Here is a 419-nt window from a genome sequence, read left to right as displayed (position 1 = left end):
ACTGTCATGACTATAGGAGCAAGAGCCATAATTGCACCAGAGATTATACCGATAGCCATTGCAACAGCTGTTAATGTGGCTGCTAACTTTGGATTGTTTGAAACCCATTCAGCTATTTTAGAAATGACATCCGCTATGACACTAAGAACTGGCTTCAGTGCAACTTGTAAATCTTGCATCGCTTTTTGAAATGTAACTGCTGGGTTTGCATCCATTTTCTTTATAGATTCATTTAAGTTCTTTTGGTTCTTATCAAAATCTATAACCTTTTCTTTTGCTCCTAGCAATGTATTAATGATATTTTGCCCTTGATCTTCATACATTGTTCCGAAAAACTTAACCCCTAATTCATTACGTTTTGTTTCATCTTCAACCTCTGATAAAGCTTGTGCAATTTCAGTCATAGCTGCCGATCCATC

1 pseudogene is annotated in these 419 nt (G+C 36.5%); it reads right to left on the bottom strand.

The features are described 5' to 3' along the window. Positions 1 to 419: pseudogene (locus tag JDS99_RS31050) on the bottom strand (DUF2207 domain-containing protein); the annotation flags it as partial.

The organism is Bacillus cereus group sp. N6, assembly GCF_016483705.1.
GTDB lineage: Bacteria > Bacillota > Bacilli > Bacillales > Bacillaceae_G > Bacillus_A > Bacillus_A wiedmannii.
Note: the sequence above shows the minus strand (reverse complement) of the source record. Positions and strands in the feature narration are given on the sequence as shown.